Origin of the sequence: Pseudomonas sp. 58 R 12, assembly GCF_900005865.1 — a bacterium.
Taxonomy (GTDB): Bacteria; Pseudomonadota; Gammaproteobacteria; order Pseudomonadales; family Pseudomonadaceae; genus Aquipseudomonas; species Aquipseudomonas tritici.
Genome location: NZ_CVTP01000028.1, coordinates 588,561 through 613,635, shown reverse-complemented (window position 1 = coordinate 613,635; position 25,075 = coordinate 588,561). Strand labels below are relative to the sequence as shown.

23 protein-coding genes and 2 pseudogenes are annotated in these 25,075 nt (G+C 57.5%); 10 read left to right on the top strand and 15 right to left on the bottom strand.

Translation table 11 applies throughout. The features are described 5' to 3' along the window. Positions 1 to 563: 563 nt before the first annotated feature. The 8 genes and pseudogenes from BFP95_RS30505 (at position 564) to BFP95_RS27155 (ending at position 9,562) form a co-directional block, all read left to right on the top strand. Complete coding sequence (locus BFP95_RS30505; RefSeq protein ID WP_371914466.1) at positions 564 to 1,406, top strand: BPSL0761 family protein; 843 nt, start codon at positions 564 to 566, stop codon at positions 1,404 to 1,406. Positions 1,407 to 1,612: 206 nt separating this feature from the next. Continuing rightward, the gene (locus tag BFP95_RS27185; protein ID WP_065873489.1) at positions 1,613 to 2,248 is read left to right on the top strand and encodes a hypothetical protein; all 636 of its coding nucleotides are present in this window, start codon (positions 1,613 to 1,615) and stop codon (positions 2,246 to 2,248) included. Next, on the top strand, positions 2,238 to 4,109 hold the full coding sequence (locus tag BFP95_RS27180; RefSeq protein ID WP_065910962.1) for a hypothetical protein: 1,872 nt from the start codon (positions 2,238 to 2,240) through the stop codon (positions 4,107 to 4,109). Before BFP95_RS27185 ends, BFP95_RS27180 begins: the two co-directional genes overlap by 11 nt. After that, positions 4,099 to 5,052 (top strand): TniB family NTP-binding protein, encoded by a 954-nt coding sequence (locus tag BFP95_RS27175; protein ID WP_065910961.1) that lies wholly within the window; start codon positions 4,099 to 4,101, stop codon positions 5,050 to 5,052. The genes BFP95_RS27180 and BFP95_RS27175 overlap by 11 nt, the downstream gene beginning before the upstream one ends. Further along, positions 5,049 to 7,136 (top strand): TniQ family protein, encoded by a 2,088-nt coding sequence (locus BFP95_RS27170; protein WP_083224251.1) that lies wholly within the window; start codon positions 5,049 to 5,051, stop codon positions 7,134 to 7,136. The genes BFP95_RS27175 and BFP95_RS27170 overlap by 4 nt, the downstream gene beginning before the upstream one ends. 153 nt (positions 7,137 to 7,289) lie before the next feature. After that, positions 7,290 to 7,607 carry an IS66-like element accessory protein TnpA gene (locus BFP95_RS27165; protein ID WP_065873493.1) on the top strand — a complete coding sequence of 106 codons (318 nt, stop codon included), beginning with the start codon at positions 7,290 to 7,292 and terminating at the stop codon, positions 7,605 to 7,607. A gap of 100 nt (positions 7,608 to 7,707) precedes the next feature. Continuing rightward, on the top strand, positions 7,708 to 7,938 hold the full coding sequence (gene tnpB, locus BFP95_RS29695) for an IS66 family insertion sequence element accessory protein TnpB (RefSeq protein WP_256534346.1): 231 nt from the start codon (positions 7,708 to 7,710) through the stop codon (positions 7,936 to 7,938). A 61-nt stretch (positions 7,939 to 7,999) separates the two neighbouring features. Further along, positions 8,000 to 9,562: pseudogene (locus BFP95_RS27155) on the top strand (IS66 family transposase). A gap of 510 nt (positions 9,563 to 10,072) precedes the next feature. Here the strand turns inward: BFP95_RS27155 and BFP95_RS29690 are convergent. Beyond that, entirely contained in the window at positions 10,073 to 10,288 is a 216-nt protein-coding gene (locus BFP95_RS29690) for a hypothetical protein (RefSeq protein WP_133257329.1), read from the bottom strand. A 267-nt stretch (positions 10,289 to 10,555) separates the two neighbouring features. Between BFP95_RS29690 and BFP95_RS27150 the strand changes: the two are divergent. Beyond that, positions 10,556 to 10,858: pseudogene (locus BFP95_RS27150) on the top strand (MFS transporter); the annotation flags it as partial. Between the two features lie 199 nt (positions 10,859 to 11,057). On the opposite strand, the gene BFP95_RS27145 reads toward BFP95_RS27150, so the two are convergent. The 4 genes from BFP95_RS27145 to BFP95_RS27130 form a co-directional block, all read right to left on the bottom strand. After that, the gene (locus BFP95_RS27145) at positions 11,058 to 12,254 is read right to left on the bottom strand and encodes a multidrug effflux MFS transporter (RefSeq protein ID WP_056858451.1); all 1,197 of its coding nucleotides are present in this window, start codon (positions 12,252 to 12,254) and stop codon (positions 11,058 to 11,060) included. A 960-nt stretch (positions 12,255 to 13,214) separates the two neighbouring features. Further along, positions 13,215 to 14,144, bottom strand: coding sequence for a catechol 1,2-dioxygenase (gene catA, locus BFP95_RS27140; RefSeq protein WP_056858450.1), 930 nt, complete (start codon positions 14,142 to 14,144; stop codon positions 13,215 to 13,217). A 41-nt stretch (positions 14,145 to 14,185) separates the two neighbouring features. Continuing rightward, positions 14,186 to 14,476 carry a muconolactone Delta-isomerase gene (catC, locus tag BFP95_RS27135; protein WP_056858449.1) on the bottom strand — a complete coding sequence of 97 codons (291 nt, stop codon included), beginning with the start codon at positions 14,474 to 14,476 and terminating at the stop codon, positions 14,186 to 14,188. Between the two features lie 12 nt (positions 14,477 to 14,488). Continuing rightward, positions 14,489 to 15,616 (bottom strand): muconate cycloisomerase family protein, encoded by a 1,128-nt coding sequence (locus BFP95_RS27130; RefSeq protein ID WP_056858448.1) that lies wholly within the window; start codon positions 15,614 to 15,616, stop codon positions 14,489 to 14,491. Positions 15,617 to 15,730: 114 nt separating this feature from the next. On the opposite strand from BFP95_RS27130, the gene BFP95_RS27125 reads away from it, so the two are divergent. Continuing rightward, positions 15,731 to 16,606, top strand: coding sequence for a LysR family transcriptional regulator (locus BFP95_RS27125; protein ID WP_056858447.1), 876 nt, complete (start codon positions 15,731 to 15,733; stop codon positions 16,604 to 16,606). A gap of 61 nt (positions 16,607 to 16,667) precedes the next feature. Here the strand turns inward: BFP95_RS27125 and BFP95_RS27120 are convergent, their stop codons facing one another. The 10 genes from BFP95_RS27120 to BFP95_RS27075 form a co-directional block, all read right to left on the bottom strand. Continuing rightward, positions 16,668 to 17,165 (bottom strand): flavin reductase, encoded by a 498-nt coding sequence (locus BFP95_RS27120; RefSeq protein WP_056858446.1) that lies wholly within the window; start codon positions 17,163 to 17,165, stop codon positions 16,668 to 16,670. 11 nt (positions 17,166 to 17,176) lie between these two features. Continuing rightward, positions 17,177 to 18,136, bottom strand: coding sequence for a PDR/VanB family oxidoreductase (locus BFP95_RS27115; RefSeq protein ID WP_065910959.1), 960 nt, complete (start codon positions 18,134 to 18,136; stop codon positions 17,177 to 17,179). Positions 18,137 to 18,186: 50 nt separating this feature from the next. Continuing rightward, on the bottom strand, positions 18,187 to 18,927 hold the full coding sequence (locus tag BFP95_RS27110) for an SDR family NAD(P)-dependent oxidoreductase (protein WP_065910958.1): 741 nt from the start codon (positions 18,925 to 18,927) through the stop codon (positions 18,187 to 18,189). 11 nt (positions 18,928 to 18,938) lie between these two features. Continuing rightward, positions 18,939 to 19,415, bottom strand: a complete 477-nt coding sequence (locus BFP95_RS27105; RefSeq protein WP_056858443.1) for an aromatic-ring-hydroxylating dioxygenase subunit beta — start codon at positions 19,413 to 19,415, stop codon at positions 18,939 to 18,941. A gap of 15 nt (positions 19,416 to 19,430) precedes the next feature. Continuing rightward, on the bottom strand, positions 19,431 to 20,705 hold the full coding sequence (locus BFP95_RS27100; RefSeq protein WP_056858442.1) for an aromatic ring-hydroxylating oxygenase subunit alpha: 1,275 nt from the start codon (positions 20,703 to 20,705) through the stop codon (positions 19,431 to 19,433). 19 nt (positions 20,706 to 20,724) lie between these two features. Then, positions 20,725 to 21,087, bottom strand: coding sequence for a hypothetical protein (locus BFP95_RS27095; RefSeq protein WP_003232696.1), 363 nt, complete (start codon positions 21,085 to 21,087; stop codon positions 20,725 to 20,727). Positions 21,088 to 21,103: 16 nt separating this feature from the next. Next, complete coding sequence (gene iacA, locus BFP95_RS27090) at positions 21,104 to 22,276, bottom strand: indole-3-acetate monooxygenase (RefSeq protein WP_065910957.1); 1,173 nt, start codon at positions 22,274 to 22,276, stop codon at positions 21,104 to 21,106. A gap of 337 nt (positions 22,277 to 22,613) precedes the next feature. Continuing rightward, positions 22,614 to 23,237 carry an NIPSNAP family protein gene (locus tag BFP95_RS27085; RefSeq protein ID WP_065910956.1) on the bottom strand — a complete coding sequence of 208 codons (624 nt, stop codon included), beginning with the start codon at positions 23,235 to 23,237 and terminating at the stop codon, positions 22,614 to 22,616. 93 nt (positions 23,238 to 23,330) lie between these two features. Further along, a complete protein-coding gene (locus BFP95_RS27080; RefSeq protein ID WP_065873504.1) occupies positions 23,331 to 23,861 on the bottom strand; it encodes a nuclear transport factor 2 family protein in 531 nt (176 codons plus the stop codon). Between the two features lies 1 nt (position 23,862). Then, complete coding sequence (locus BFP95_RS27075) at positions 23,863 to 24,987, bottom strand: amidase (RefSeq protein WP_065873505.1); 1,125 nt, start codon at positions 24,985 to 24,987, stop codon at positions 23,863 to 23,865. Between the last annotated feature and the right edge of the window lie 88 nt (positions 24,988 to 25,075).

Here is a 25,075-nt window from a genome sequence, read left to right as displayed (position 1 = left end):
CAGGATGGTTAGGCGACTACATCCGCTTGCGATCCGTCCAGCATGTAGCAGCACTACAAATAATGTAGTCCGTCTACACCTCTCTGCAAGCGAGGCCGATAGCAGAAAATTTTCAATGGGGCAGATAACACATGCGAAGATTTATATATTTATTAACTAATTGATTTTGTTGAAAACAATATCATCTGAATTGATAGATTTTGCATTCTCGATGGTCTGGAGTTCGGCGTAACCATCAGCGACGATAATGTCCAGCACGGGTTAAAAGTTCCCCAATATTCACGCCGATGAAAGTGGCTAGTGCCGGCAACTTCAGCGTCGCGTGGACCGTGGGACGACTTGGCACGTCTCGTGGCCAATGCGTCGGACGTGAAATATGCACGGGCCGCTAGAGCCATGCTGAGGAGTAACCACCATTCATCGGCGTCACGAAATGGCGCCACAACCGGAGCACACGTCAAGCGGGCTCAACAAAGCATAGCGTCAGACGTGAGCATGCTCGCACTAACACCGATAACGACTGGGGCTGCGCTTAAGCATCCCTACCGACGGAGGTCGTGGACATGACGATGCCACATGAGCGCACCAGAACTGTAGTCCAGACGGGGGAATTCTTGGCCGAGCTAGCGCAGGACCAGGCACTTCCCTACCGAGTCCGGCAAAACGCAAAATTCCTGCTGCGTCATTACCCGAGCCGTTTCGTCGTTCTCCTGGCGGGCAGGCTTGAAGAGGAAGGCGGATCGATTCTGGAAATTGCTGGACCGATTTTCAGCTCATCTCTGGAAGCCCCGCCACTAAAAGCAGTGCAATCTGTGATCAATGACGTGACAGCAGTCATTACCTTCAAAGCCCCGGGCAGAGTCATGCAGAAAATTTCAGTAAGGATCACGGACGGGCTCGGCCAGGCGACTCTCGACATCTTGGAACTGGCCATTGACGAGGCCAGGTGCCTGATGTCCCAAGGATCAATTTACAAGACGCCGGAGTCCTCCCTGGCGTTATGGGAGCGTGTAGCGTTGGCGCAAGCACAGATCAATCTGCTGAATAATGGTGACTGGATATCCGACCGCGAGCTGGGCACTTTGGCTGAGCTGCCATCGGAAACTGTCCATCTTCAGGTGGAGAAGTGGAAATCCTCCGGACTGATTTTCTATCTGCGTCATTTGGGCACTGATTATTTCCCTAGATACGTTCTCGATGCCAAGAACTCCTATCGACCTCTCACGGGACTTGCTCCGGTGATCACGGCGCTGATCCCTATCGAGGATAACTGGCGATTGGCCTTCTGGTTCGACACGCCCTGTAGCGCACTCGGTGGTCAGCGCCCTAAAGACCGCATTCAAATTGCCCCGCAGGACGTATTGAAAGCCGCAAAAGCAAAGCGATCGGACAGCGTGCCGGATTGAAGCGGCCAAACTACCTGGCAGCGATCATTCAGGCGCCAAGGCAGTTCATGGGTATGGGAGAGAATTACTCAGGCTTGAAATGCGGTAAGCAACACAAGGAGTGTGGCGGTTACGCCCCTCTGAGAGAACTACATGTGGCGGTGAACAGGCCGATTGTTGGACGGCAACGTATTAAAGATGACTGATCTAGGATCAGGAGAATGGTCATGGGCAAGCCAATCGAAGTCAGGAAAGTCGCAGCAAAAAATGGCTATGGCAAACACCTGCTATTTTTTCCTTCACGAAAAACTCACTCGCAGGTCATCTGCCACAGCGTTTTAGAGGCCGATTACTGCGTCTTTCTTGAATACGATCCAAACGTTGTCAGCTACTGCAAGCCTGAGCCGCTGCTGGTCACGGTGAACGGTCGCGAGCGCAAGTATCAGCCAGACTTTTGCATTGAAACCGTGGATCAGACTACCTATACCGAAGTGAAGGTCGATTTCAACGAGCTTTCCACACGGGTCAGATCGAAACTGCAGGCTGCTAAATCTTCGATCGAGGCGCTAGGGAGTGAGCTGATATTCGCAGATATAGACAGTATCCGAGCGGGGACGAAGCTGAGAAATCTGAAGTTCCTATACTTCCACTCCTTCAATGTATCCGCGGACGAATTCGGCGGCTGCCAGCGGCTCCTGTCTGTATTGGACTATCCCGTGTCCCTGCGGGCTCTCCTAAGCCACCCTGCCGAAGTACGTGAACGTGCAATTTATCGAGCGATGTTCGAGCGGTTGGTGGAATACGACCTAGGTGAGCGTCTGACGCTGGACTCGTGCATCGTTGGAGAGCGGCATGCCCTTTAGCAACCCCAAGCCCGGGGCGCAGTACAGGCTGGATGGACAAGTCTACGAGATCATCAGCATCAATGATGACGATATCGCGATGTGCTCGCTCATTCATAAGTACCGCCGATTCATCACACGGATACATTTTGCAGATATGGAGCTGAAGGGCAGACTGGTGCTGCATCGACAGGCCGCCATTGATATCGGTCCCTGCGCTCGATGGACCTCACTGCCTGAACATGAGCAGCAACGAGCTACGCGCCATCGAGCCTATGTGGATGCCTGCCTGACTGAACTGGGTGGCAGCCTTCCTCAGGAAGCCGCAAAAGAGATGATTGCGCAAGTCGCAGCCCGGATCGGCGATCAACATCCACCGGGGGTGTCCAGCGTATGGCGGTGGAAAAGGCGCTATCTCGTCGGTGACCTAGAACCAATTGCTCTCGCTCGACAAAAACCCAGACGACGGCGCAAGAGGCTAGCGGCTGGGGCCGAGGAGTTAATCGACCATTACATCGACACGGTGTACCTCAAACCTGAGCGGCCATCGCTGACACACGCCTACAAGCTGCTTCTGGGTCACATCCTCCACGACAACAAGGAACGCCTTCGCTCCGGAGGCAACCCCCAGAAGCCTCCCTCATACGCCACTTTTCGTCGCAGGGCGCTCGCGATGGATCGTTACTACGTCACATCACGAAGAGAGGGCAAGAAGGCTGCCAGGCGGTTGAACAAGGCTAGCGGGAAGCTGTTCATTGATGATGACCCTTACGCTTGCACCGTTTTTGACAGCCATGATCTCAATGTCATGATCAAGGATAAAAAGACCGGAACGGTGGGCCGCGCGGTCCTGTCGGCGCATCTGGTTCCGGCCACCAGGGAAGTTTCGGGTTGGGATATCTCGCTCGGAACACCCAGTGCAGAAAAGATGATGCGCGCCACCATCCGGGCAATTCTTGCTAACGGCAAAATGGCCGGCATCGTGTCTGATCACGGTTCGGAAATTTTGAACGTGTGGGGGATTACCACCTTCGACAAACTGGGCATCGATCCGGACTTCGTTCCGGTGGGAGAACCAGACGCTAAATTGATCGAGCGGTTTAACGGTACCGTTAGCGTCGGCTTTTCAAACAACTTGCCGGGCACCACAAAATCCTCGCCGACCGAACGCGGGGATTATGCCTCTGAAGAATACGCCTGCTTGGACCTTGAACAGCTTCGTACATCCTTCGAAATGTGGTTGAAGGCGTATCACAACACTTGGCAGGACGACCTATGCGCGAGCCCTGCGCTGAAAAAAGAACAGCTAAGCACCAGCGCCCTGCCTGCCGAGCGCTATGACGAAGAAGAGCTCAAGCAACACTGCCTGAGCCGATGGGAGTACCGGCTCACGGGTGGCCGTGTCGTCAGCCATCATCTTTCTTGGCACGGCGTAGGTTTGCCCGAAATCAGGCAGCGGCTCAAAAAAAATCAGAAAGCGATCGTGCGCTACAACCCCTGCGACTTGGGGAAAGTCTGGGTCGCCCATCCAGACACACCCGAGGACTGGCGCGAGGCGATCGCCGACAGGCCCGAGTATCAAAATGATCTTACTTTGGGTGATCACGAGTTGGTCGTGGCAAAACTGCTGGCGGAGAAGAAAGCTTTTAATACCGACGATGCATTAATTGCCTTGTATGAACTGGCCGACTACATAGAGGACTGCAAAAAAGCCACCAATAAGAAACACAAAACCACCGCATCATCGTCTGTCTTTACTGATTCGGATGAACGATCAAATACCACAGACATCCGCCAGCCTCGTGACGCCGCTGGACTGAAGGATGAAGAGGACTTTGAGAGCGTATACACCCAACGAGGGGATACCGGTGATGACCCCTGAAACCAGGACTAAGCTGAAAATGTTGGCTAGCCTCACTATCCTACATCCCGGGTACAGTGCAGCACTCGAGACTATCCATCGTGCCATTGATCTAGGCGAAGCAATTGGGGATAGCTGCGGGTCAATCCTGCTGGGGGATCCAGGAACTGGTAAAAGCCGGATTTGCGACCAGCTTATATCAGAATATCCCCGGAAGCATTTTGTCGACCTGGACGGCGACAAGCAGAGAATCATACCGGTTTTTTACTGCAGGGTGCCTAACGACTCTACGGTCAAATCGCTCATGACTAGCGCGCTCAGGGAATTTAGCGACCACAGGGAGTATCGGTCTCACGAAGCTCTTGAGCATTGCCTCTTGCATAATCTCAAGAGTTGCCAGACTCAGTTGGTGATAATGGATGAATGGCAGCACCTCTATCGGACTGAAACGGACAGAGCCATAAAATATGCGGCCGAGTTCGCCAAAACGCTTATGGACGCTTTTGGTCGACCTATTTTATTCGTTGGCGAACAACGGTATGAATATGCCTTCAACTGCCATAGCGCTTTAGCCGATCGCTGCCCCTATAGAGCACACCTCTACCCTTTTACCCTAGCAACACTAGAAAGCCAAAAAACATTTACAAAAATTATCAGGGCCTATGAGCGACTCCTAAGACGAGAGCTAGGGTTTGAAGAGGTGCCGGAGATGACTGACGAAAAGTTGGTCCTCGCATTCTATACAGCCACTGGCGGAAACTTTCGCGGACTCTTCAACATCCTCAAAGAATCCGTCATAACAGCTTTGCGCCGGGACAATAGCATTTTCTCCATGGACGACTTGATCGTTGGATGCGGCGCGGTCGAGGTCAAATCACGGCTTACAACTAAGAACTCTTTTACACTAGGCATTGGCGAGCTTAAAAAAATTATCGCACAAAAGTCCAAAGGTAAGATGCAATGAATCAGCTGAACTATTATCCTTTGCCCAAACCTCAAGAAAGCGCTATATCGCTGATTTTCCGTTGTGCAGCGGGTAATGGTATTTCAACGGCGCACCTGCTTGTGGAAGCGAGCACGGATGGGCGCGCCGTTAAAAAGGCGCGCGCACTGTGGCAAGGCTTTGGCCCATGTGAGCTCCTAACAAGTTATGACGGCCTCTCTAGTGAGGAGGCGGAAGCAATCAGATCATGCTTCTACAGATCCGTACGCCACGATAAGTATCCTTATGTGGAAGTAGCAGGTATAGCCTTCCCATCGCCCCTACTGAGACAGCATCTTGCGCTCTGTCCTGGCTGTGCAAGGGATGGCTACCTGAACCATATGCACATATTTACCTTCAATGAAACCTGTCCAGCTCATGGTGAACGCTACATAACTCAATGTCCTAATTGCAAAAAACCATTAAACTGGCCCGAACTCAGCGACTATATCTGCCCATGCAAGTTCGATCTGAGAGAAACACCGACAACCGAATTTAACACTCAAACGTCGAGGCTCATCAGCAACGCCGTAGAAGCAAAAAATGAGCATTTCTTTACTCTGCTATTAGCAGCGATCGCTGCCATGCGATTCTTGCATACCGTTGATAATCGTCCTTTGATCATAGATCACTGCGCACGAATAGCCACCGGAAACAAAACCCTATTCTTCCGAGAAATGGATAGAATTCAAGAACATTTTCCCTGCTTGCACAGACGAGCCATTCTGGCGCCGCTCATCCTGAGTGACAATTTGATACTCGGCGAGTATGCCATGGAGTATTTGTTCCGGAGTTCCCAAACTCAGCCTATGAGCCATCCATTTCAGTGCCTATGTGGGCAGTTAAGTTACACTGGAAAGGAGCTGAGCTTTATCCTAAACACCCACAACATTGTTCAAACGAAGGGGCGGGATTTGTCGCTGAATGCTGTGGCCCTTGCCGAAAATGAACCGGCGTCTCAGCAACGCTACCAATGCCATGAATTGTGCAAACTTCTTCATAGCCAGAGGGATCTTCAGTGGGATAATGAGGACCTCCCTGGCGAACCAGGTGAAAGCTTTGATCTGCTCGGTTTAAAGTCGGCTGCAGTTTTCTTGGACACCACCACAAGCATTGTTCGCGCGCTCATCACTTCAGGACTACTGAAAGGTCATTCAGTATCTCATCCCAATGGATGGAGGACTTCACTAGAGTCTCTGCAGAAGTTCGGCCAAAAATACGCGCTGAGATCTGAAATAGTACGCAGGAGTGGTCTCGAAGGTGGGAGCCTGAAAAAGTTACTTACGGGACTTGCCCCCATGTCAATCAACATCACTCGATTTGGAAGCAGGCTACTGATTTACCAGCGCAAGCACCTTTCAGAAGAAATGAGATTGCGACTGGATAAAAAAGACCTCGCTTTTTTGCAGCCGCTGCTACCTGCGGATGGCTTGTTGTCATTTAAAACAGTGGAAAAAAATCTCAATCTCGATACTAAGGATGTCAGGGAACTTCGGGAAGCTGGGATTTTATTGACGGCTCCCTGTATTGGCAACAGGGGGGCGAGAAGCGAACGCTGCACTGCTGAGGGAGTACAGCTCGCAACCGAATGGCGCAAACAGCATCTGTCCGTATCTGAGTTATCAAAAATAACTGGATATAGTACGCGAACTATTCACATGAGATATCTGGATACCGGTGCGATTCCGTTCATTAAGCTTAATGCCTATTTCATGCACGTCGATTCTGCAAAAATTATCGAAAAGCACTTAAACTTGTATATTACTTGGAGCGATCTCTGCTCGATGACGGGAATGGGGGTAGGAGCTTTAAATTCGTTCCTCGAAAAAAAATTACTTATTCCGCTGACACCAGAGCACGCAGATGCTGTCAAGGGACTGATGCTTTTCAAAGCCAATGAGGCCAAGCAGTTTGTTACGGAACATTGTAACAAGAAATTCAGGGAGGTTCGGAGACCCACTCCTCCTTATGTGACCGCGAGACGTCCTGACTTTAAGACCTCTCTGAGTACCCCTGAGCAGCTCGATGTAATCGTTCGCACCTGCTGCTTCTCCCTCCGCTCATAACGTACTGGAAAGGGCTAAGAACGTGCCCTACGGTTCTTGATCATTATCAGTAAGGGACCGGCAAACCCACCTTCCGACCCCGGCCAACCAATAAGGGCAATTGTGTCCGCGTAATTTTATGCGGACACAACTACCCTTAATGTCAGGATCGCCATGCGCCAACGTAATTCCTACACAAAATCCTTCAAGGCCCAAGTCGTCCAGGAATGCCTGCAACCTGGCGTTTCCGTGGCAGCCATCGCGATGAGTCATGGTATCAACGCTAATGTCGTGCGCCGTTGGCTACCGCTTTACCGCGATCAGCCGGTCGCCACCTTGCCAGCGTTCATTCCTTTGAAAGTCGAATCGAAACCAGTAGCTCAAGCGTCGGCGATCATTGAATTACCGATTGGCCAGCAAACGCTTACGGTGAAGTGGCCAATTTACGATCCCGAAGGATGCGCCCGACTCATTCGAGGGCTCACCCAATGATCCGCATCGATGCCATCTGGCTCTCCACCGAACCCATGGACATGCGTGCTGGCACCGACACGGCGTTGGCCAGGGTGATCGCGGTGTCGGTGCGGCGAAGCTGCACTGTGCTTATCTATTCGCCAACCGCCGCGCCACTCGCATGAAAGTCCTGGTGCATGATGGGTTTGGCATCTGGCTGGCTGCCCGCCGATTGAATCAAGGAAAGTTTCACTGGCCAGGAATTCGTCAAGGCTCTGAACTTGAGTTGGATACCGAGCAACTTCAGGCTTTAGTGCTGGGCTTGCCTTGGCAGCGCGCTGGGGCTGGCGGTGTGATCACACTGCTTTAACGGCGGCTATTAGCCTATCGGTGTATCGCTGCGAACGGCCTGCTCTGGCAAAATCCGCAGCATGACTTCTTCACCCAACCTCAACCAAATGTCCCCCGACCAACTGCGTGCCTTAGCTGCGCAGTTGCTCTTGCAAGTCGAAGCAATGGGTAAGACGGTCGAAACCATGGGCAAGAAGATCAACCGCGATCAGACGGTGATCGAGAAGCTGACCTTCGAGATCGCGCAGCTCAAACGCTTGAAATTTGCCAAGCGCAGCGAGCAGATGAACCCTGAGCAGGCCAGCTTGCTCGATGACCTGATCGATACCGATATCGCCGCAATTGAAGCCGAGCTTCAAGCCTTGCAAACAGTACCCGCATCGACCGAGAAAAAGCAGAAGCCCAAGCGCACTGCATTGCCGGCTGAGTTTCCACGCACACTGATCCATCACGAACCCGACAACACTCACTGCCCATGCGGCTGCGCGCTCAAACGCATCGGTGAAGATGTCAGTGAGAAGTTGGATTACACACCGGGCGTGTTCACCGTCGAGCGTCATATACGTGGCAAATGGGTCTGCGCTGACTGCGAAACGCTTATCCAGGCACCGGTTCCGGCTCAGATCATCGACAAGGGTATCCCAACCGCCGGGCTGCTGGCCCACTTCATGATTGCCAAGTTTGCTGACCATCTGCCGCTTTACCGTCAGGAATCGATCTTCGGTCGAGCGGGCCTGGCGATTCCCCGTTCAACCTTGGCTCAATGGGTTGGCGTTACTGGGGTTCAGTTGCAGCCGCTGGTCGATGCGCTACACGAAGCGGTACTCGGGCAGCAGGTTATTCATGCCGATGAAACACCGGTGCAGATGCTCATGCCGGGAACAAAGAAAACCCATCACTCCTATGTTTGGGCCTACGCCACCAGCCAATTCTCGGATCTGTCAGCGGTGGTTTACGATTTCAGCCCCAGCCGCGCCGGTGAGCACGCTCGCAACTTCCTGAAAGACTGGAAGGGCAAACTGGTCTGCGATGATTTTGGCGGTTACAAAGCCAGTTTCGAACTCGGCGTGACCGAGATCGGGTGCATGGCCCATGCGCGGCGCAAATTCTTCGAGCTGCATGCTACGAATAAAAGCACGCTTGCTGAGCAAGCCTTGCGCTATATCCAGTTGCTGTACGAAATCGAGAGCGAAGTCCGCGACCTGGAACCGGATTTACGGCGCCGAATACGGCAAGAAAAAGCCGTCCCGGTAATGGACACGCTACATGCCTGGATGAGCGCCCAGCGCGAGCTTGTACCCGAAGGTTCAGGCATCAGCAGATGCACTCGATTACAGCCTAAAACGCTGGGCAGCGCTGTCGCGCTACCTCGATGACGGGGCCGTGCCCATAGACAATAATTGGGCTGAGAACCAAATCAGGCCATGGGCTCTTGGGCGCAAGAACTGGCTCTTTGCAGGCTCGCTACGCAGCGGAAAACGGGCGGCGGCGATCATGAGCTTGATCCAGTCTGCGCGGCTGAATGGTCATGATCCGTATGCTTATCTGAAGGATGTGCTTACGCGCCTGCCGACGCAGCGGGCGAGTGAAATCGATCAGTTGCTGCCGCATGGTGGCAGCCGGTTTCATCACGCAAGGTGTGATGCCCAGGCGCTTACGTGGCTTGTGCACTGGCTAACAAACTGGCGCGTATCGCTCGGGCAATAGCCGCTCACCATACGCAATATGAAACAGGGCCAGACGCCTTGAACGCCTGACCCTGCGGTTGTTGCAGTAGAACGATTCACCTTCAGGTTTTGCGATAGCTGAACAACAGATGATGTGAACGGCGCACCGGCCTGACGAAAATCCTGACATAAAAATCAGCTTCAGAAGCCGACGGTTTTTTAAAGATCGTCAGGCGCGACTCTCATCGTGGCGCTGGGGCCTGCCCCAAACAGACGCCGGATAGATTTAAGCAAGCCAACCACGTCACCCAGTATTGCAAAAATGGGGGTGACCATAGATTTTATTGCCTGAGTTTCACTGCAGCCAGGGCAGCCTTTGGGAGCACTAGCTGTTAGGGGAGCGAAGCTGGGCTCCAGCGATTGGGTAGCGGTTGTCTCATATGCTTGTGGCAAGCCACCTAAGGGCGACCTACCAGCGGCCAGATGTCAGCTATCGTTTGAACTCGACTGAGTTTTAGGGGCATCAACACTCGGCTGTTTTTTTGCGATTTCTGACTTTGTCTCTGCGGACTTTTGAGCGGCCAGATGGGCCTGCTGCTGTTCCAAATTTCGTTGTATCAAACGGTCAGCACCGCCTTCAGCGAGCGCGCTAGTGGCACTGATGCTGAGCAGTGAAATAATGGCAAGCTTGCGAAGGTTCATTTTGCATCTCTCTGATAATGGTCATGGAAGCTACTGCTGCCACGCTTCCGTTTGCCATTCTCAGAGGTCGGGATTAACCAGCGATTAATGGGTCCAGTGCTTTCGAATCAATAGCGTGAAAACTTGTGCTACCAGTTAGGCGCCTTTCCGAGACTTGACACCTCCCGCTGCTTTTTCGTTTCCGACCCACCACACCCATTGCTCCGAGCTGGGAGTGCTGTGTGAGCCGATTCAATTCCAAAAAACATGCCCCACGGAATCGAGCGCATGGAGTATCTACAGCGCCTGCTCGACAAGATCGACAGGTTCGAATTTTTGATTGCGGGCCTCATTGGGGCCGTAGTTGCGAGCTGGTGGCACAAGGACGACTTGCCCGACTGGCGCGCCTGGATGGTGTTCTTGGTTACGGGTGCTGCCTGCTCGCTGTACCTGACGAGCATGGTCAGCGCCTACCTGAGTGTCACCGAGCCCAAGATCGTCGCCGGGATTGGTTTCCTCCTTGGCATGTTCGGAGGCTCGCTACTGGCAGCAATCAACCGAGCCATCAAAGCCGCTGACCTCTGGGTGCTTTACTTTGAGCAACGTCGCCTGCAGCGTCATGCAGGCTTCTTCACCCTGCTGATTTTCGGCGTCGGTGCGGTGGTGGCGGGGCAGTATTCCGGCTGGAACCTGGGCCTGTCCCAAGGCTTCGGCGGCATGTTTCTGGCCTTGCTGATCATTGCCGTATGTACCTGTTTCGTTACTCGGCGGTGAAGCATCGAGTAATCTCCTATGAGCCCTGGAGCGCTACATCACGTTTGTGCTGCAAACGGCGGGTCAGCATTGCAAGCGTCACGGCCAACGCACCGCATGAGCAGATAACCAGCGCCATTGGCAACGCCGTACCATCGTGAAGCACACCCACCAGCGCGGCCGCTGCTGCCGCCACACTGAACTGCAGGCAACCGAGCAATGCCGACGCGCTGCCCGCACGCGCCCATTGCCCGTTCATGGCGCAGGCTGAGGCATTGGGGGTGATGGAGCCCAGGCAGGCAATGCAGACAAACAAGGGCACCAGCAGGGGCCAGAGCTGTTCGGTGCGCAGACCGGCAATCGCCAACAATGCCAGTGCAGCAGCGAGGTACATCCAGATAACCCGCGACAGCAGGAACGCAGGCCCCTTTTTGCCCACCAACCGGGCATTGAGCTGCGAGACCAGAATGAAACCCGCCGCATTGGTACCGAACAGCCAGCCATAGTGCTCAGGCGGCACTCCGTAGAGCTTGATGAACACGAACGGCGAACCGGCGATGTAAGAAAACATCCCAGCCATGGCGATCCCGCCAGTGAGCGCGTGGCCTAGAAAAATACGATCGCCCAACAAGCGGCGGTACTGCGTCAGTGCGCCTGATAAAGGCTGGCGAGGATGAGTGGCGGGCATGCTTTCCGGCAGGCCCAGCGCCACGGCTATTGAAGCCAGCGCACTGAACGCCGTCAGGCTGATGAAGATCGACTGCCACCCATAGAGGTTGACCAGCAAGCCGCCGAGCATGGGCGCCAGAATCGGCGCCAAGCCCATAACCAGCATTAATTGCGAGAATACTTTGGCCGACTGAACGGCATCGCACCTGTCGCTGACAATGGCTCGGGCAATCACCATCCCCGCACAGCCGCCGAGCGCCTGAACGAAGCGCGCGCCGATCAGCCATTCCAGATTCGGCGCGAAGGCACACGCCAGCGATGCGAGGGTGAACAGCGAAGCCCCGAACAGCAGCGGGACACGTCGGCCGAAGCGATCCGCCACCGCCCCGTAAGCCAGTTGACCGATGGACAAGCCCAGAAAATATGACGCCAGGGTCAACTGGACATGCTTCTCGTCAGTGCCAAACGCGAGGGCAATGGCAGGGAAGCCAGGCAGATAAAAGTCGACGGCCAAGGGGCCGAAGGCGCTCAAGGCACCGAGAATAATGATCGCGCGCAGGTTCATCAGACATCCAGACGATATTCAGAGCAGAGGGGGTACCCAACCCCGCAAAGCCCAGACATGGTATGCACTTAAGTTTAAGTGGACACCAGTTCTAGCCTTTTAAGCGGGTATTTCATGCAGCCAACACGCTATTCCGACTCCAACTCCTTCAAAGCCCAGGTCATTCAGGAGTGTGCCCAATCCAGCGAAATGGAGCTGGATACCGATCAACTCCCGGCACTGGTAGATGACTTGGCCGGACGCAGACCATTATCAAGCTCTCCGACACGATATAACTTTAACCTAGGACGGAGACTGAATAGCCGTAAGCGGGCGGCGAACACACCTACCGAACTCCAGCATTAAGGGCGATGGTGTCCGCGTATTTTTTAGCGAACGCGATCACCCTTATCGCTAGGATTTCCATGCGCCAACGTAGCTCTTATCCCAAACCGTTCAAAGCCCAGGTCGTCCAGAAAGCGCAATGCGGCAATCGCAGTGTCTCGACCATCCGGGGTGTGACCGAAATCCTTGACTGAGCAGGCCGCGGATTCCGCGCAGATCAGCAGTCAGCTCAACGCACGGGCCAATCTACAGATGAAGTTGATCGACCAATTCCGCATATAACAAACGGCCCTTGCAGTGAGTGACTCAGGGACGGTAATTTGGCGAACAGTGCATGGTACTCAGCCGCGAAATGGCTGAGTGTCGTCTTGATGGTGATGCCAGGCTGGTTCATATGGCTGGCAATTTTTTCTTATCAGCTAACACGTAGCAGTAAGTCTAATGCAATAGTTGAATCGGCAAATCAATTCGGCTGAGCTTCTCCAAATAGCCTCTGTGCCAAGCCTGGTCAGCATCCGCTGACCAGGAAATGCAACTAAAGCCTGCTTGCTCCCCGTTGCAGTGGGTCGGTCGATAGATGGGCCGACCGACACACCGTGATCCCGGATACTCCGGTACTCACCTGCCCTACCGCGCTCAGTCCTCGAGCGCACGAACGCGCTGCATGCGCTGTTGTTCTACCGGTGCAGCGGCTACCTGGAGCTCAAAGTCGAAATCAATCTGCGCAAAGCGACCTTGCACACCCAACTCCCGCGCCAGCTGTGGATCATCGCTAAAGCGGATTTCGGCGATTAGCTCATCGCGTGTCGCATACGCAAAGTCGTCGTGCAGGTAGGGGTCATCCGACAGATTGATCTGCGTGGTCAGGTGACGATAACCCGGGGCCGAGATAAAGAAATGGATATGCGCCGGCCGCTGCCCATGACGCCCAAGTTGATCAAGCAACTGCTGAGTCGGTCCGGTCGGCGGGCAGCCATAGCCGGACGGCACGATGCTGCGAAAACGGTAATTGCCCTGGGCATCAGTCTCGATGCGCCTGCGCAGATTGAACGCCGATTGGCTGCTGTCGAACCAGGAATACGTGCCGCCGGTGTTGGCCTGCCACACATCGACAATCGCGCCAGCCAGGGGATTGCCGTCGGTGTCGCGCACCTGACCACGCATGAACAGAGGCGCGGCGGCATCGGTCCCATCATCCAGCCGCGCTTCGTACTTGGACAACGGCGCACCGGCCACGTAAAGCGGGCCTTCGATGGTACGCGGGGTGCCACCGGTCTTGCCGGCCTCGACATCGGCGGCGTCCATCAACATGTCCAGGTAATGCTCCAGCCCCAGCCCCGCGACGAGCAGCCCGGCTTCCTGATTCTTGCCCAGTTCGTTGAGGTAGTTGACCGCCTTCCAGAATTCTTCGGGGGTCACCTCCAGGTCTTCGATGATGTTCACGGTGTCGCGCAGAATCCGGTACACCAACGCCTTGGTGCGCGGGTTGCCGCCATCGTTAAGGTTGCCGCTGGCCTCTTCAAGAAACTGTTGAGCGTGGTCGGTCTGTGAAAGTCGGATGGACATGGTGCTTTCCTCATCTTGTAATTATTGAGTGAATGGCAGGCTTAGCGGTCATCTTCATGGATCGACGAAGGGTGCCGGCACAAGGCGTTCACTTCGATGGCCATGTAGGGAAAGAGCGGCAGTTGCATCAGCAAATCGTGCAGGTCCTGCACGCTGTCGACATCGAACACGCTGTAGTTGGCGTAGTGCCCGGCGATGCGCCACAGGTGGCGCCATTTGCCTTCCTGTTGCAGGCGCTGCGCCAAGGCTTTTTCCTCGGCCTTGAGGCCAGCGGCGCGCTCGGGGTTCATATCGAGGGGCAGGTTCACGGTCATTTTTACGTTGAACAACATGGCAGGTGCCTCTTAGTGTTTGTCACGACGGAAGAACGCCAGACGCTCTTCATCGATGGCCAGGCCCAGGCCCGGGGCGGTTGAGACATGCAGGTGGAAATCCCGATACACCAGCGGTTCGGCAAGAATGTCCTCGGTCAGCAGCAGCGGGCCGAACAGCTCGGTGTCCCACGCCAGCTTGTTCAGCGTGAGGAAGGCATGCGCCGAAGCCAGGGTGCCGATACCGCCCTCGAGCATGGTGCCGCCGTACAGGGCGATGCCCGCGGCTTCTGCTATCGCAGCCGTACGCAACACCGCGCGGGGGCCGCCGTTCTTGGCGATTTTGAGGGCGAACACCGACGCCGCGCCTTCACGGGCCAGGTTGAAGGCGTCCTCCACACATTCGATGGATTCATCCGCCATGATCGGCGCCGGGCTCGACAGATTGAGCCGGACCATACCGCCGCGGTTATAGCGTGAAATTGGTTGCTCGATCAGGTCGATACCGTTGTCGCCCAGCTCCTTGCACGCGCGCACTGCCACCGCTTCGTCCCACGCCTGGTTAACGTCAACGCGCACACTGGCGCGGTCGCCCAGCACCTTTTTGATTGCGATCACGTGGGCCAGGTCGTGGTCGACCTCACCGCCACCGATCTTCAATTTGAAGATACGGTGACGGCGCAGGTCGAGCATCTTCTCGGCCTCGGCAATGTCCTTTTCAGTGTTGCCGCTGGCCAGGGTCCAGGCCACCGGCAATGCGTCACGCACGCGGCCGCCGAGCAGTTCGCTGACCGGCAGGTTCAGACGTTTGCCCAACGCATCGAGCAAGGCGCTTTCAACACCGGACTTGGCGAAGGTGTTGCCGCGAATGCTGCGCTCCAGGCGCAACATGGCCGCATTGATATTGCTGGCGTCCTGGCCGATCAGCAGCGGCGCAAAATGGCGATCGATGTTGACCTTGATGCTGTCGGGGCTTTCATTGCCGTAGCTCAAGCCACCAATGGTGGTGGACTCGCCAATGCCTTCGATACCGTCGGCGCAGCGCACGCGGATGATCACCAGGGTCTGGTTCTGCATCGTGTGCATCGCCAGCTTGTGCGGGCGAATGGTGGGAAGGTCGACGATGATCGTCTCGATCGACTCTATGGCGCAAATGGGCATGGTGATACCTGTTGAGTTCTTTTTAGATTTAAGCTGATTCTGTTCCCTATTTTTCATGGCATCCAATATAGAATGGGTCTCAAATAATACCTTTAGGGTATGAAAGGAGTGATCATGGAATTACGTCACCTGCGTTATTTCCAGGTGCTGGGGGCAACCCTTAACTTCACCCGCGCCGCCGAACGCCTGCACATTGCCCAGCCGCCCTTGAGCCGGCAGATCCAGCAACTGGAGGATGAGCTGGGGGTGATTCTGCTCGAACGCGGCCGGCCGCTGCGGCTGACCGAGGCCGGGCGGTTTTTCTATGAGCACGCCAATGTGCTGCTAGAACAACTGAACACGGTGTGCGCCAACACCCGGCGCATCGGCCAGGGCGAGAAGACCTGGCTGGGCATCGGCTTTGCGCCGTCGACCCTGTACGGCGTGTTGCCGGAACTGATTCGGCGGTTGCGCAGCCACGAGGCGCTGGAGCTGGAATTGGGGCTGTCGGAGATGACCACCCTGCAGCAGGTCGAAGCCCTCAAGGCCGGGCGCATCGATGTGGGCTTCGGGCGGATCCGTATTGACGATACGGCCATCGTCCAGCGCGTCCTGGTAGAGGACCGTCTGGTGGCGGTACTGCCCTCCGGCCACCCTTTGCTCGACGCGCCCGCCACCCTTGCGCAATTGTCCGCCGAACCGTTTGTGCTGTACCCCGGCAACCCGCGCCCCAGTTATGCCGACCATGTGATCGCGCTGTTCGACGCCCATGGCCTGAGCCTCAAGGTGGCGCAATGGACCAACGAATTGCAGACCGCCATCGGCCTGGTCGGCGCGGGCATGGGCGTAACGCTGGTGCCGGCCTCGGTGCAGGTGCTGCACCGCGCGGACATCGGCTACACGCCGGTTGTGGAAACCACCGCGACCTCGCCGATCATTCTGAGCCGGCGGGTGAATGACCAGTCGCCGGGGCTTACACATTGCTTGCACTTGGTGGAAGAATTGATCTGAGTTCCTCTGGCCGGGCTTGTCTGAATTCGGCTGCCGTTCGCCCCTCCAGCGAACATGGCATTCAGCAAGCCTTGGAGGCTTCACCCAGGCGGTGATAGGCGCGGTTGAAATATACCAGGCCCTCTTCTGCCTCACCCTGGCGGATGGTCTGGATCTCGCAGTAGAAAATACTGTGGGACCCCACTTCGTGTACCTGCGCGATACGACAATCGAAGTTGACCAGCGCGTCGAGCATCACTGGCGCACCGCTTTCCAGGGTGATCCACTGCGTCACGGCAAAGCGCTCATCCATGCTCAGCGCCCGGTTCGCGAACGCCCCGGACATGTCCTGGTGATCGCCACGCAGAATGTTCACGCACACCGCGCCATTACGCTTGAAGTGCTCGTTGGAATGCGACGATCGATTCATACACACCAACAGCGTGGGCGGTGAGTCGGTGACGCTGCACACCGCCGAGGCGGTAAAGCCGAACCGGCCCGCCTCGCCATCGGTGGTGATGACCGTCACGGCGCCGCCGAGCATGGCCATTGCATTGCGAAAGCTGCCTATGTCTACCATGGTCGTTCCCCTCAGATATCCAGCACGAGTTTTTTGGATTTGGCTCGTGAACAGCACACTAGAACTTGGTCATTGCCGGCCTTTTCATCGTCCGTGAGGTACACGTCGCGATGGTCCGGCTCGCCTTCGAGCACGTCGCACAGGCAGGTCCCGCACACCCCCTGCTCGCAGGAAATCTCGATTTTGATGCCCACCTGCGCCAGCGCGGCGAGAATGCTTTGCCCTTCGGCCACCTTCACGGTCTTGCCACTGCGCGCGGCCACCACTTCAAAACTGCCACCCGAGCTATCCACGTCCACCTGGAAATATTCCTTGTGGATGTGCGACTCGCTGTAGCCCTGCCTGCGCGCGCCCTGGATCACCCAGTCCATGAAGCCTGCGGGGCCGCAGGTATACATGTGCACGCCGGCCTCGCCCTTGCCCAGCACCTTGGCCAGATCGAGCTTCTGCTCTGGCCCTTCGTCATCGAAGTGGGTGAACACCTGCGCGGCAAACGGTGCGCTGACCAGTTCCGCGAGGAACGCACTGCGTTCACGCTCACGCCCGCAGTAGTGCAGTTCGAAGGTCTGGCCGGCCGCGTGCAACGCATAGGCCATGGCAATCATCGGCGTGACACCGATACCGCCACCCAACAGCACTGAACGCCGCGCCTCGGCCGCCAGCGCAAACAGGTTGCGCGGCAGGCTGATCTGCACCTCGTGACCTTCGAGCAGGATGTCATGCACCCCGACCGAACCACCGCGCGAGGCCGGGTCCCTGAGCACACCCAGGCGATACAGGCTCGGGTCGGCAGGGTTGCTGCACAACGAGTACTGGCGCACCAGCCCCGGCCCGATATGGATATCGACGTGCGCACCGGCATCGAACATCGGCAGCGGCGCGCCGTCACGGCGGGTCAGGTCCAGGACGACAACACCGCCCCCTTGCAGCTCGCGCTTGCGCACGATTACGTCCAACAGTTCTTCAGTCATGGCCGTTATTCCATGGAGTTCGCAAAGACCGCCGTAGCGGCCGCTATCAGTCAGCGCATGAACAGGCCGCCATTCACATCCCAGGTAGCTCCGGTAGCGAAATAGGCCTCGGGGCGTGCCAGCTGCACAATCAAGTCACCGAGAAAATCCGCATCGCCCAGGCGCTGCACCGGAATATTGGCCAGCAGGCTCGGCAAGCGTTCGGCCGGAATCGCCGCGCGCACCGCCGCCGATTCGATAGGGCCCGGGGCGATGGCGTTGACCGTTACCCCGCGCGCGGCAAATTCCTTGGCGAAGATCTTGGTCAGCGTGACGATGCCGCCCTTGCTCGCGGCATAATGCGCGCCGGTCGCAGTGCCGCCGTTCTGCCCGGCTAGGGACGCCATGTTGATGATGCGTCCATAGCCGGTCTCGGCCATGTACGCGCCCAGCACCTGGCAACCGAGGAACACACTGCGCAGGTTCAGGCCGACCACAGCGTCGAACTCCTCGGGGCTGATCTGCATCAGCGGCGTGGTCTTGGTCACGGCAGCGTTATTGACCACCACGTGCAACGCGCCGAAACGCACCAGCACTTGCTCCAGCCCCGCTTCGAAATCGGCCTTGCTGCCGGCGTCCAGTTGCAGCGCGAGCGTGCGCTCACCGGCCGGGTCCAGCTGTTTGGCGCAGGCTTGCGCGGCTTCAAGGTTGAGGTCGGTGATCACCACCGAGTACCCCGCCCGCAGCAGGCTAGCGCAAAAATGCTGCCCCAGGCCCTGCCCCGCGCCCGTCACCAATGCGATCTGGTTCATGTCGGCGCTCCTTAAAGGATGTAGCCGATACCGGCAAGGGCATCGTCACTGTTGATCAGGCTGACCACTTTGCGCTGGATCTTGAAACCACCCTCGCTGCGGATCAGTTGGTAGGTGAGGTCGGCGCTGTAGAACTTCAGGCTTTCCTTGCGGAACTCACGGATGTTCTGCGCGCAGCGCACCGTCACCTGCACCCCGTCATCGGCCAACACCCGGAACCGCGACTGCATGCGCACCGTGCGCGGTTGCGGGCTGGTGGAAATCGATTCGCCGCCGGTCAAGCGCTGCACCCGCAGCTCACGCATATGATGGTCGTCGTAGGCGTAGTTGAGCGTGTTCTCGAAATCGGTTTCCCTGGGGTCAATGGGAATGATGTAGGTGCCCTTGTCGGTCCACATCGTCAACCACCCGTCGTATTCACCGTGGTCCAGCATGTCGCCTTCCTGCCAGATGAAAGCGGTCACTTCTTGCAGTAATTGCAGGTTCATAAGGTTCTCCACGGATCAGACCGACATCATCTTTTTCCACTGCTGATAGGCGGCGCGCATGCCGGTTTCGGCACTCACATCGGACACCAGCCCGTCTGCACTGGCCTGCTCGCCGGGCAAGCCGCGGTTGAGCATGATCCACAGGTCTTCACCGGCGCTGGCGCCCTTCTGTACCCGCTCCCAGGCCTCGGAATCGTCCGGCGTGCCGAAACCCATCGGGCCCTGGAAGTGCTCATGCAGACGCAGACGATAACGGTTGGCCACGGCCGGACCGCCGTCCATGGTGATCACCGAGTGGTGAATTTCGGTCTCGGTCACCGAGATCGGTTGCAGCACCCGAAAGAACGCCATCGAGCAGGCGACGTTGGGGAACAGGTTGAGGTTGAAGCCGGTGCCGCCGACCGCACGCACGATTAGCCGCACCTGTTGCTCTTCGATACCTTCCTCACGCAACTCGGCCGCGAGGCCTTCGAAGCGCTCGGGGATCGGTTTGTCCAGGTCGGCTTCGAGGTCGATCAGGTCCGGGATCATCACCATCACGCTGTGGCCGTTGCCCAGGTCCTCAACGTAGCCGGGGCCCTTGACGAAGTCGAACAGCTCAAGGGTCTGTTCATCCACCGACGACAGAAAGCTCTTGTGCACCAGCGGAAAATGGTAGGCGTCCGTGGTGTTTTCCAGCTGGATCTTCCAGTTGCCGGGAAAACGGAAACGGTGCTCGCCCGGAACCTTTATGCCGTAGCCGGCGCCCTGTTTCATGAACAGGTCCATCCATTTTTTCGCGGCGCCGAGGTAGTCTTCCAGCGGCTCGATGTCGTCCTTGAAGGTGGCGAAGATCATGCCGGCATAACTTTCGGTGCGCAGGCTGACCAGCGGCAGCTCGGCCTTGTCGATGCAGTCGCCGTAGCTTTCCGGGTGCGGAATACCGCGCAGCGAGCCATCGAGCGCATAGCCCCAGCCGTGGTACGGGCAGACGAAGCTGTTGGTCTTGCCTTTCTTGTGTTCACACACAGTGGCGCCACGGTGGCGGCAGCGGTTGAGCAGCACGTGCACGTCTTTCTTGCGGTCACGCACCACGATCACTGGCTGCTTGCCGATATAGGTGGTCTTGTAGCTGCCGTTGTCGGGAATCTCGCTGGCGTGGGCGACCCAGATCCAGGTGCTGTAGAAAATCTTTTCCAGCTCGGCGTCGAACAATTGTGCGTCGGTGTACATCGAGGTGTGGACGCGGTCAGCCTGCACCAGGTCGGCGGGGTCGACGTCAAGGTTTACAGCGGGAATCAGCTTGCTCATGGGAATGTCCTCGTCGGCATCAAGTGCGCTGAATAATCAGCTCGCGCCCAACCCGGGCTTCAACCTTGGTGTAGCGCCACAGCTTGTACGGGCCATCGCCCACCGGCGTTGTGCGAAACAGGTTGCAGGCGGCGTGCACGGTCTCGATGTCCGGCACGTCGGCCAGCAGGTACGTGGTCCATGGGAAGCCATCGGAAGGCCCGACCATGCTCTGGTCGTCATCCATGTTGCCCAGCACCTTGACGCCGGCGAGGTCGTGGATACCGTTCCACATTGCACTGAACGCTGCCCACACCTGCAATTGCTCATCGCGCGCGGCATCGAAAAAATTCTGGTTGATGCCCATGCAAAACAGCACGCGCAAGGTCTTTTTATCGCTCATTTTATTTCCTCGACGGTTAGAGGTAGCCAGGCAAAGGCTGTTTGCCGAAGAACATGGCTCCGGCGTTTTGATAGGTGATGTCGCCCATGAATGCGTGCTGGGTCACCACTTGGGCGTCGTTGACACAGCGCGCCAGCGGGCTGTCGTTGTACACGCCGCTCATGCCCGAGAGCATCTGCGCGGTACGCGCCACATCGGCGGCGACACGGGTGGCATGGGTCGACGACAACCGCAGCAGGTTGGTCGCGGCCACGGGCACCGCATCGCCGGCCAGCACGTAATCCCAGGCGTGTTCGATGGATTCGTAGAAGAACGCCCGTGCGGCACGCAGCTCGGCTTCCGCCCGAGCAATGTCGACCTGGGCCAGGGGCCGATCGGCAATCGCCGGGGCACCGGTGACCGAGACACGCCCGCTGGCCATGTCAGCCAGGGCATCGAGTGCGGCACGCGCCACGCCTAGGCCAACCACCGAGAGCACCTGGGTGGCGAATGACAGCGACGGGTAGCGGAAGAACGGTTCGTCCAGGTTGGGCAGGCCGCCGCGCACGAAGGTCCACTCCTCGCTGACCCGCACATTGTCGGCGACCAGGTCGTGGCTGCCGGTACCCAGCAGGCCGACGGTGTCCCAGGTTTCGTCGATGCGGATCGCACTGCGCGGCATGACTGCAATGCGCGGCAGGCCGAAGGTGTCGCCGCTTATCGGGGCGATGCCGACACCGACGATGTCGGAGCCCAGGGAACCGCTGGAGTACTTCCAGCGGCCACTGACCACAAAACCGCCCTCGACCACTCCAGCCGGTTGAGGCGGGAAGATGCCGCCTGCGAACACCACGTCCGGCCCGTTGGCATACACCTTGGCGATGCTCTCAAGTGGCAATGCCGCGAGGTAGACCGGGCTCATGCCGAAACTGGCGACCCAGCCGGCCGAACCGTCGGCCTGGGCAATGCGCTCTATCACCTGGCAGAACTCGGCGGGCGAACATTCCAGGCCACCGAAGCGCTTGGGCACCAGCGCACGGTAAACGCCGTGCTGTTTGAAGGCCTCGATCACGTCCTGGGAAATGTGGCGCTGACGGTCGAACTCACCGGTGCGGGCACGCTCACGCACGTCGACCATCAAGGCTTCGAAGGCGGGACCACTGGCAAGCGAGCTCACCGTCTCAACCGCTGGTTTTTTAAGCGAGTGCATAGGATTGACTCCGTTGTCAGGAACGGTATTGGGCTGGGCGGGAAGTCAGCGTCGAGGGGGGACGCGGGACGGAAAGAGGGCGATGGATCGGCATAGTGATTACCTTTGTTTTTGTGGGTGCCGTTGGGATAAATCTGAGCTCTAATACGTGAACTGTCAATTGATTTATCATCATTACTAACACCACTAATCACGTAAAATAAAATGGAAAATACACTGAAAAACATACTTATGTATTTGTTTTTATTTAATTTAAATAAAATTAATAGTCTTGAATTTCTCAAGAATACCTTCAATTTTTATTTATTTTTTAGACCAAAAAATCAATGTGGGAGTCTCAGCGTAACGGCGAGAACGGCGCCGGCAGGTACACCGTGGAGTGCATCTGCAACAGCTGCGGCGCGGAGTTTTCCGGCGGCCAGGCGCCTTCGGCCACGGCACGGGTGCGCACTTCAAGGCGCTGCTCCAGCGAGCTGTAGGGCCAGATGTGCAGGTAGCGCGGAATCTTCCCGCTGGTGGCGTAGAACGCTCCATACACCTGGGAATAATCCGGCCCGGTGCGCCGATCCACGGCCTTGCCCCAACCGCGCAACGTTGGCATCAGCCCACTGGGCACGAGGTTGTATTCGCGCAACTCATAGAACGGGCCATGAACGCCGGGCGGCAGCGGTTCGACAAAGGCGAAGGCGCTGTAGTCATCCACCTGTTGCTCAAGCAGAAATTCACCAATCGCAAAGCCATCGGACGCCACCAGATAGCGCTGGCGTTCACGTTCACGACACTCGCCATCGTCGAACCCGCGCAGCACCACGATACGGTTCTGCGAGCCGATTTCCGAGACCCAGCAGCCCATCAAATGCACGCCCTCGCCCGTCTCGCGCAAGCTCTGCTCCAGACGCGGCAAGGCTTGCGGCACGGTGCGTACCCGTAAAGTGAAGGTCAACAGTTCGAAGTGTTTCATGGCAGTCTCCAGCGCTACGCGCACGGCACGACCGCCCTTGCCGGGCAGTCCTGGAAATAAAAAAGGGTGGGGTTAATCAGTGCGCGTTATCGCTCACTGAGCGGCAGGCTTGGGTACCGGCAGCTCGGCGTCGCTGTTCCATGCCAGCACCGGGCGACTGAACAGGTTTTCGGTCTGGAAATGCGCCATGCGCCACTGCCCGTCTTCCTCGGCAAAGCGCACGCTCAGGCGCGCAGCGTTGAGATGGGAGGCGCCGCTGGCGAAGGTGGAAGTCTGCAGCATCACCCAACTGCCGCGCACGGCGTCGTCCCGCACCTCAATCAGCTCGCTGGTGAGAAAGTGCACGTTGAGGGCAAAGTGCGCCGGGGCTTTCATGTAGCCGGCGAACATCGCGGCAATGGCTGCGCGCCCGCGATAACCGCCGAAGCTCTGGGCGTACTTGGCGCCCTTGCCCTCCCACACCGCATCCTCGGTGAACAGGCCCGCCAGTTCGTCAAGCGGCGTGCGGGCATCCAGGGCGTCACACAACACCATGTAGCGGTTCATGCAGGCACGGACGCTGTCCTGGACCTCAAAGCGGCGCAGGCGTTGTTCCAGGTCTGCGCGGGGAATGGTTGTACTCATCTCACACCTCATGTCCGGCGTACAGGCGTTCAAGCAGGCGGCCAGCGATGGCCAGCAGTCGTTCATCGGCGCCCTTGGCCGCCACCAGTTGCAGGCCTACCGGCAAGCCTTCGGCGCTGGCCAACGGAATGCTCAACGCCGGGTGCCCCGACAGGTTGAACGGGCGCACGAAAGCGGTCATGCCCAGAACTGCCTGAGTGTCGGTCGCTTCGGCCAGGGTCAAGGGAAAGTCCGGCATGGTTGGCAGCACCAGCACGTCGACCTGCTGCAGTGCGGCATCGACTTCGGCGCTGAACTGCGCGCGCACCTGCTCGGCCTGCGCCAGTGCCGCAGGCGTGGTGTTACCGGCGGCCGCCAGGCGCGCGGCGATGTCGGCGCCGACCTTGCCGGTTTCCAGCAAGTGCCCGCAGGCATCGAAGGTCTCGCGGTTTATCACCACCATGCCGGCCTCATAGGCCGCCTTGAGGCTCGGCAATGTGAGGGTTTCGGTGGGCAGCCGGCTGTCGGCGATGGCAGCGTCGATCACGCGCTGTACCGCTGCGCTGGCCTGCACGCTCACAATGCCCAGGCGCGGCGCGGCCGGTGCAGCTACGGGCTGGAAAGTAGGGTCGATCGCCTGCATAGCCGTGACCAGCATCGGCAGGCTCGCGGCAAACGGGCCGACGCAATCAAGGCTACTGTGCGTTGGCATCACGCCACGGCGGCTGATCCGGCCGAACGTCGGTTTAAAACCGAACACGCCACAACAGCAAGCGGGAATACGTACCGAGCCGCCCGTGTCCGTGCCCAGGGAAAAATCCGCCAGCCCGGCGGCCACGGCGGCGGCTGAACCGCTGGAGGATCCGCCTGGAATACGCCCGGGGAAACGCGGGTTCGGCGCGGTGCCGGCCCAGTGATTGATCCCTGTGGTGCCAAAGGCCAGCTCGTGCAGGCTGGTCTTGGCCACCAGGCGGCAGCCCTTGTCCAGCAGGGCCTGCACCACATCGGCGTGGGCACTGGCCGGCGCCGCGTCGTCCAGTGCGTGGCTCGATGCCCGGGTAGGCAGGCCGGCGATATCGAGGGTGTCCTTGACCATTACGGTCGGCCCATCGCCGCCAAGGGAAAGCTGTTCAATCACCAGGGTCATGTCACGTTACCTTCAGTACGAATTGCGGAATGGGGGCGCCCGATGCGCCCTTTCCTTTTTTCACACTCACCGAATATTACGTGAATTG